We start from the raw sequence: 576 nt of genomic DNA on the forward strand, positions 1-576 counted from the left end.
CTGCTGCCGTTCTTCTCCTTCATGACGTTCCTGATCGCCGTACCCACCGGCGTGAAGTTCTTCAACTGGATCGGCACCATGTGGCGGGGGAGTCTCTCCTTCGAGACACCGATGCTGTGGGTGACGGGATTCCTCATCACCTTCGTCTTCGGCGGACTCACCGGCGTCATGCTCGCCTCGCCACCGGTCGATTTCCAGGTGTCGGACTCGTACTTCGTGGTGGCGCACTTCCACTACGTGGTGTTCGGCACGGTCGTCTTCGCGATGTTCGCCGGCTTCCACTTCTGGTGGCCGAAGATGACCGGCAAGATGCTGGACGAGCGCCTCGGCAAGATCACCTTCTGGACACTGTTCACCGGCTTCCACGGCACCTTCCTGGTCCAGCACTGGCTGGGCGCCCAGGGGATGCAGCGGCGGATCCCCGACTACCTCGCCGCCGAGGGGCTCACCACGCTCAACACCGTCTCCTCGGTGTTCTCGTTCCTGCTCGGCGCCTCCCTGCTGCCGTTCCTCTACAACGTCTGGAAGACGGCCAAGTACGGCGAGCCGGTCGGCGTGGACGACCCGTGGGGCTAC

At 63.7% G+C, this 576-nt stretch carries 1 protein-coding gene; it reads left to right on the forward strand.

Annotated elements, in window-relative coordinates; translation table 11 throughout:
- The coding region (locus IE312_RS38085) for a cbb3-type cytochrome c oxidase subunit I (protein WP_189986850.1) at positions 1–576 on the forward strand (576 nt) is incomplete at both ends.

It is taken from the genome of Streptomyces capoamus (assembly GCF_014654935.1).
Lineage (GTDB): Bacteria > Actinomycetota > Actinomycetes > Streptomycetales > Streptomycetaceae > Streptomyces > Streptomyces capoamus.